The following is a 7261-nucleotide window of genomic DNA, read 5'->3' on the forward strand; positions in this document are numbered from 1 at the left end:
TCAATCGAATAATTCCCGGTGGCCGTCAGCTGGTCATCGGGGTTCCGTTCATCTGGCTGTTCCTGTTCTTCATGTTGCCGTTCTTCATCGTCTTGAAGATCAGCTTCGCCGAAGCCGACGTGGCCATTCCGCCGTACACCGAGATCTACAGCTTCATCGACCAGAAGCTCCAGGTGCTGCTTAACCTGAGCAACTACGCGATGCTGGGCGATGACGAGTTGTACATCGCCGCTTACCTCGGGTCGTTGAAGATGGCGCTGATCAGCACCGTCCTCTGTTTGCTGATCGGCTACCCGATGGCCTACGCCATTGCCAGCGCCCGCAAAGAGCTGCAAACGGTGCTGGTGCTGCTGATCATGATGCCGACCTGGACCGCAATCCTGATCCGCGTGTATGCGTGGATGGGCATCCTCAGCAACAACGGTCTGCTTAACGGCTTTTTGATGAGCATGGGCTGGATCGACGAGCCGCTGCAGATCCTCAACACCAACCTCGCGGTCTATATCGGGGTGGTTTACTCCTATCTGCCGTTCATGATCCTGCCGCTCTACGCCAACCTGGTCAAACACGACACCAGCCTGCTGGAAGCCGCGTCGGACCTCGGTTCGAGCACCTTCAACAGCTTCTGGAAGATCACCGTGCCGCTGTCGAAAAACGGCATCATCGCCGGCTGCATGCTGGTGTTCATCCCGGTGGTGGGCGAGTTCGTGATCCCGGAACTGCTCGGCGGTCCGGAAACCCTGATGATCGGTAAAGTGCTCTGGCAAGAGTTCTTCAACAACCGTGACTGGCCGGTGGCGTCTGCCCTGGCGGTAGTGATGCTGGCGATCCTGATTGTGCCGATCATCCTGTTCAACCGTAGTCAGGCCAAAGAAATGGAGGGCAAGGAATGAAGCGCTTCCGTTTCTCAAGTTTCATGCTGGTAGCGGGTTTGCTGTTCATCTACGCGCCGATGCTGATCCTGGTGATCTACTCGTTCAACGCCTCGAAACTGGTGACGGTGTGGGGCGGCTGGTCGATCAAGTGGTACGTGGGTTTGATGGACAACACCCAACTGATGGGCTCGGTGGTGCGCTCGCTGGAAATCGCCTGCTACACGGCCATTGCAGCGGTGGCACTGGGGACGCTGGCGGCCTTCGTGCTGACGCGGATCACCCACTTCAAGGGCCGCACGTTGTTCGGTGGCCTGGTCACCGCGCCGCTGGTAATGCCGGAAGTGATCACCGGTCTGTCGCTGTTGCTGCTGTTCGTGGCCATGGCGCAGATGATCGGTTGGCCACAGGAGCGCGGCATCGTCACCATCTGGATCGCTCACACCACGTTCTGTGCGGCGTATGTGGCGGTGGTGGTGTCGGCGCGCTTGCGTGAACTGGACCTGTCCATAGAAGAGGCGGCCATGGACCTGGGCGCGCGGCCGTGGAAGGTGTTCTTCCTGATCACCATCCCGATGATCGCGCCGTCGCTGGCGGCGGGGGGCATGATGTCGTTTGCCTTGTCGCTGGATGACCTGGTGCTGGCGAGCTTCGTGTCCGGTCCGGGTTCCACGACTCTGCCGATGGAAGTGTTCTCGGCGGTGCGCCTGGGCGTGAAGCCCGAGATCAACGCCGTGGCCAGCCTGATTCTGCTGGCGGTGTCGTTGGTGACGTTCCTGGTCTGGTTCTTCAGCCGTCGTGCCGAAGAGATTCGCAAGCGTGCGATCCAGCAGGCCATCGAAGAAGGCGCCGCCGACTCCTGGAAACAACCGGACGTGCGCCGGGCGCAGGCGCCGGAAGCGGCTTGAGCCTGATGCCGGGTTGACCACAGATCCAATGTGGGAGCGAGCCTGCTCGCGATAGCATCACCTCGGTTTCCTGCTTACACCGAGTTGCCTGCATCGCGAGCAGGCTCGCTCCCACAAAGGGTCAAGCGACCCAAGGCGATTTGCGGATGATCTCGACGAAGTTCATCGGCTTGAAGCCCGGCTCGCTGTCCACCAGTACATCCGCGTTCACGGTGCCAAACGTGCTGTCCGGCTTATGTTTGAAGCCGTTGGCGAATGCACACAGGATGCACTCCTTGAACTCCTCACCCCGTGGATGCGCATGCACCACTGCTTCGCGCTGCACGGTGGAAAACGCCGCGTAGTCGATGCCCAGCACATCCATCTCGACGCCGGCTGTCACCAGCGCCACGTTGGGCCGCAGGTGTTGCGGCACGCCCGGTGTGGTGTGCAGGGCAATCGACAACCAGACCTGTTCGATATCGTCGTCAGACAAGCCGTAGGGTTTGAGGAACGCTTTGGCTGCATTGGCACTGTCGACTTCGAATCGTTCATCATCGCTGCGGTGAGCTTCCACCAGGCCCAAATCATGAAACATCGCGCCGACGTAAAGCAGTTCCGGGTCGTAGGCCAATTGCTTGCGCTCACCGCTCAAGGCGCCGAACAGAAATACCCGGCGTGAGTGGTGGAACAGCAGGTCGGACTCGACGTCGCGAATGTATTCAGTGGTGGCCTTGGCCAACGCGCTGTCGGGGATTTTGATACCGGCGATGATGCTGCTCATGGTGCTTTCCTCATGGGGAACGCCGTGGCGGCGCTGATGGGGTCAGTCTGTTCGCGCAGCCGAAACCGGACAATCGATGCATGGCTGCGATCCCGGCCAATGAGCCTGCATATCGCGCCAACCTCGCTTGTTGGGCCTGGATTGGCTAGGGTTGAGCGCGGTGATTACGCTTTTGTGGCGAGTGGGCTTGCTGTGGCGAGGGGGCTTGCCCCCGTTGGAGTGCGCAGCACTCCCATCCCCGTACATGAACCTGAAATGGGGCCGCTGCGCAGCCCAACGGGGGCAAGCCCCCTCGCCACAAGTAAGTGTTAATCCTGATCAATTGAGGGTGGTTTCCTGCCATGTACAAAACCGTTGCCATCGTAGTGTTCCCAGGCGTCCAGTCACTGGACGTCACCGGGCCCATGGATGTGTTTTCCGAAGCCAATCGTTTCCTGGCCCCGGAGGATCACTATCGGCTGGAGGTGATCGGTATCGAGCGTGGGGTGATGGCGTGTTCCAACGGTTTGTCGCTCAATGCCCACCGGCATTTCAGTGAAGCGCTAGAGGCTTATGACTTGCTGTTGGTGGCGGGTGGGCCGCAGTTGCCGTTCATCAATTTTGGTGCGGCGTTCGATACCTGGTTGCGCGATGCCTGCGGGCTGGCGCAACGGTTTGGCTCGATCTGCAATGGCGCCTTCATGCTCGCTCGGGCCGGATTGCTCGACGGGCGAACGGTCACCACTCATTGGGGCGACGCCGCGGCATTGGCGGATTTGTGTCCGTCGACTCAGGTCGAGGCTGATCGTTTGTACGTGCAGGACGGCGAGCTTTACACCTCGGCCGGGGTCACGGCGGGAATCGATCTGTCGTTGTATCTGCTGGCCCGGGATCACGGGCCGGACGTGGCACTCAGCGTGGCCAAGCGGCTGGTGGTGTTCACTCAGCGCTCGGGCGGGCAATCGCAGTTCAGCCCGTTCCTCACACCCCACGCCGAACCGACTTCGGCGGTGGCGCTGGTCCAGCTCTACGTGCTGGCCAACCTCAATGGCGACTTGACCATTGCCGATCTGGCCAATGCCGCCAACATGAGCACGCGCAACTTTTCCCGGGTGTTTGCCAAGGAGGCGAAAATCACCCCGGCGGAATTCGTCGAACGGGCGAGGGTGGACGCGGCGCGGGTGATGCTCGAAAGCACCCATGCGCCGCTGAAAACCGTGGCGTATCAGTGCGGGTTTCGCGATGCCCAGCATATGCGCAGTGTGTTCAACCGCAGGCTGGGGGTGACACCGCAGCAGTTCAGGTTGAATTTTGCGGCGATGGTTTAGCGGTAATTTGTGTTGCCTGTGCGGGCCTCATCGCGAGCAGGCTCGCTCCCACAGGATCTGTGGCAGACACAAAATCTATGTTCACTGGAGATCCCTTGTGGGAGCGAGCCTGCTCGCGATGAGGCCCGCAGTCACACCACAAAACTAATGAGCAGCCCGCGCCGGCAACAGCTTCAACGTACTACGGGTATTGGCCGTCACTTCTTCATCATTGAAATGCGCCTGGTAGTAAACCCCCTCGATATACGCCTCGGTCTGGTCGGCATAGTGGCTGTCGAACGGCACGCCGCTCTGGCCGACCGGGTTGATGGTCAGGCTGTGGGCCGGGTCGGCGAAGTCGATCAACCGCCGTGTCGACGGGCCGTAAGTCACAGGCCACGGCGCCGGGCCGATCTTGGCCGAGAGGTTGTTCGGCACTTCGTGGGTGCCGGGCGCCGCGAACGGCCCGACGTTGAAGATCCGCTCCAGCGGTTTTTGCGTCCCCAGCGGATGACCGTGAGTCAGGGTGTGCGCCTTGCCCCACTTCCATTGCGCGAAATCGGCGCCCAGGGTGGTTTTGAGGTGAGCCATGCTCGCTTGCCAGGCAACCTTGACCGTATCGGCGCGGGTTTCCTTGCCGGGGGTGTTGCGGTTGTCCCACCACGGTGAGTCGGCCGAGGCCGCCAGGCGCGGCAGTGCGGCATCGATCACTCGGGTCGGGAGCAGCGTTTCGAAGAAGTCGTTGCCCAGTTCATCGCGCATCGCCGCGTCGGCGAGGTTGAACAGAAACTGGTTGAACAGCGTGGCGCTGATGGAGTCCAGCGGGTAATCGCCGCTCCACTGCGCCAGTTGCTCCACCAGTTTGAGCTCGGCGGGATCGCTCACGACTTCACGCAACACCGGTAGCAACGGCGCCAGCAAACGCGGACCGTATTCGGTGGTGGTGCCCAGTTGCAGCTTCTGGCTGGACTCGTTGTCCCACTTCACGTTCTTGTCGCTGAGCTGACGATTGAGCTGCTGACCACGATCGGCAAGGTTGTAGTAACCGGGAATCTCCATGCCGGTCGGTGACACCGGCTGGAAGTTGGCCGAGACGATATAGCCTCGCGCCGGGTTCTCTTCCTGTGGGTTGGCGCTGAACGGGTAATAACCTTCCTTGTCCGCCTGAGGGGTGCTGCCGTCGAGGATGAAGCCGGGCTTCACCCCGGCCGGGCGCTTGGGCAGCAGCGCCGAGGCCCACCAACCGATGTCGCCCTTGGCGTTGGCGTAGACGATGTTCAGCCCCGGTGCCTGAACCTTGGCCGATGCGGCGCGGGCCTTGGCCAAGGTGTCGGCGCGGTTGAGCTGGTAGAAACCGTCGAGGATCGGATTCGGCGTCTCGAGGAAGGCCCACCACATGGCGACCGGTGTCTTGCCGGCGGCGGTGCCGAGTGCATCGTTGATGATCGGGCCGTGGGGCGACTGGCGCAGGGTCAGCGTGACCGGTGACTGGCCTTTGACCGCGATCTGTTGTTCGGTGTTGACCATGTCGACCCACTGGCCGCGATACCAGACCTGGTTCGGGTGCTCCGGGTTGACCTTCTCGGCGATCAGGTCCAGATCGTCGTTCTGGAACATCGTCAGGCTCCAGCCGAAGTCCAGGTTGTGGCCAAGAAACGCAAACGGCACCAGCGCCTGATGGTAGCCATACAGCTCGAAACCCGGTGCCGACAGGTGCGCTTCGTACCACACCGACGGCACCGAGAAACGAATGTGCGGGTCGCCGGCCAGCAGTGGTTTGCCGCTTTTGCTGCGGTTGCCGGAAATCACCCAGGCATTGCTGCCTTCGAATTGCGGCAGGCCATTGTCGGCCAGGGCTTGCTCACTCAAACGGGCGAGGGCGTTCAGACCCTTCCAGTCATTGGCGGTGAGGGTCGGCGCAGGGTTGGCGCGCCCTTTGGCCAATACGCCCTTGGGCTGCCAGTCGAGATCGAAGATGTTCAGGTACTCGGCGCCCAGTTGGTCACGCACGTAAGTCAGCAAGGGTTCGGTGCGAAACGCCGCGGCAAAGCTGTAAGCCATGTAGCCGGCGATACTGATGCTGTCTTCGGCGGTGAAAGGGCGCTTGGGGATCCCCAGCACATCGAACTCTACCGGCGCAGCGTGGCTGTCCTGATATTGATTGATGCCGTCCAGATAGGCTTGCAGGGCCTTCCACGCCGGCGACTGACGATCCAGCGCGGCGACGTAGCTTTCAGCCCGCTCGCGGATGCGCAGGCTGCGAAACAGTTTGTCGGTGTCGATCAGTTTTGGGCCGAGGACTTCGGCCAGCTCTCCACGGGCCAGGCGCCGCATGGCTTCCATCTGGAACAGTCGGTCCTGGGCGTGCACGTACCCGAGGGCGCGGTAGAGGTCGGTTTCGTTTTCGGCACGGATATGCGGCACGCCGCGCACGTCGTAGCGCACGGTCACCGAACCTTGCAGGTGCTGCAATTGCACCTGGCCCTGGCGCGTCGGTTGCTTGCTGTACACATACCAGCCGCCCCCGGCGGCGAGTACGACGATCAGCAAGGCAAGTACGGTCAGGACGCGTTTCATGGTGACTCCTTGTTCTTTCGGGATTGCCGCCCGTGGGGGCTGCAAACGTGTAGCACAGACCTCCTGTGCCGGGCATCGCGGTCCTGGAAAAGTCAGGAATGCCTTACTTCGCCTCGGCAGGCCACGGACAGTAGCAACCCACCGCCAGCGTGTGGGTGGCGTTCACCGCCCGGCCTTCATTCAGCGCTTGCAGAATGGGCTCGATAAAGCTGTTGCTCGAATTGCAGGTCAGGCCTTCGCTGTACGGCCCGAAATACGCCAGCTTGCCACTGCGGTCCCAGATCGCCACCGCCGGGCTGGCAGGGATCTGTTCGGAGCCTGGCAGGACAGTGATGGTTTTAAGGCGACTCAACGTGCCGGGCAATTGACCGTGGCTGCCGGGTTTTTGTACCGCATAGAACTCGACGCCCTGCGGTACATAGTGCTCAACCAGTTCGGTCAGGTGTTGTTGGTTGCCGACATTGCATGGGCAGGCGGGGTCCCAGAAGTGCACCAGGCGAATGGCGCCGGGGCCGGCAAGTTCGTCTGGCAGGCGCAATGGGTCGCCGGAGAACACCGCAGTGTGCGAGCTGAAGGCACGCAAGTAGCGCCCCTGAAACCAGTCATAGGCGGCCCACAGCACGCCGGCACACACAAGGGCGAGCAGGCTGGCAAGCAGTGTGGTGCGGTAGGCCGGACGCATGGGTTTCAATCCTCGAAGGTCGGCTAGCTTGCCATGCTTGCCGCGACAGATGAATATCGCAGGCCCATAAAGTCCGTTTTGCGCTCTGGAATAGCCCATGTCTGCCACTTTCGACCCCGATCATTTGCGTGCCAGCCTGCGGCCATTGGCCGAGTGGCAGGCGCTGTCGACGG

6 protein-coding genes are annotated in these 7261 nt (G+C 61.5%); 3 read left to right on the forward strand and 3 right to left on the reverse strand.

The window, feature by feature from the left end; genetic code table 11:
* Window positions 1-11: 11 nt before the first annotated feature.
* Together PMI30_RS07450 and PMI30_RS07445 are read left to right on the forward strand one after the other, a co-directional pair.
* The gene (locus PMI30_RS07450) at window positions 12-893 is read left to right on the forward strand and encodes an ABC transporter permease subunit (protein WP_177318856.1); all 882 of its coding nucleotides are present in this window, start codon (window positions 12-14) and stop codon (window positions 891-893) included.
* Window positions 890-1780 carry an ABC transporter permease subunit gene (locus tag PMI30_RS07445; protein WP_008012612.1) on the forward strand — a complete coding sequence of 297 codons (891 nt, stop codon included), beginning with the start codon at window positions 890-892 and terminating at the stop codon, window positions 1778-1780. Before PMI30_RS07450 ends, PMI30_RS07445 begins: the two co-directional genes overlap by 4 nt.
* Window positions 1781-1901: 121 nt before the next feature.
* Here PMI30_RS07445 and PMI30_RS07440 read toward each other — a convergent pair whose 3' ends face one another.
* Complete coding sequence (locus tag PMI30_RS07440; RefSeq protein WP_008012614.1) at window positions 1902-2543, reverse strand: HD domain-containing protein; 642 nt, start codon at window positions 2541-2543, stop codon at window positions 1902-1904.
* Window positions 2544-2884: 341 nt separating this feature from the next.
* On the opposite strand from PMI30_RS07440, the gene PMI30_RS07435 reads away from it, so the two are divergent.
* Window positions 2885-3850 (forward strand): GlxA family transcriptional regulator, encoded by a 966-nt coding sequence (locus PMI30_RS07435; protein ID WP_008012616.1) that lies wholly within the window; start codon window positions 2885-2887, stop codon window positions 3848-3850.
* 144 nt (window positions 3851-3994) lie between these two features.
* Here the strand turns inward: PMI30_RS07435 and PMI30_RS07430 are convergent, their stop codons facing one another.
* Both PMI30_RS07430 and PMI30_RS07425 read right to left on the reverse strand, forming a co-directional pair.
* Window positions 3995-6406 carry a penicillin acylase family protein gene (locus PMI30_RS07430; protein ID WP_008012618.1) on the reverse strand — a complete coding sequence of 804 codons (2412 nt, stop codon included), beginning with the start codon at window positions 6404-6406 and terminating at the stop codon, window positions 3995-3997.
* Window positions 6407-6509: 103 nt separating this feature from the next.
* Window positions 6510-7088, reverse strand: a complete 579-nt coding sequence (locus PMI30_RS07425) for a DUF6436 domain-containing protein (RefSeq protein WP_008012620.1) — start codon at window positions 7086-7088, stop codon at window positions 6510-6512.
* Window positions 7089-7261: the final 173 nt, after the last annotated feature.

It is taken from the genome of Pseudomonas sp. GM50, from assembly GCF_000282375.1.
Taxonomy (GTDB): domain Bacteria; phylum Pseudomonadota; class Gammaproteobacteria; order Pseudomonadales; family Pseudomonadaceae; genus Aquipseudomonas.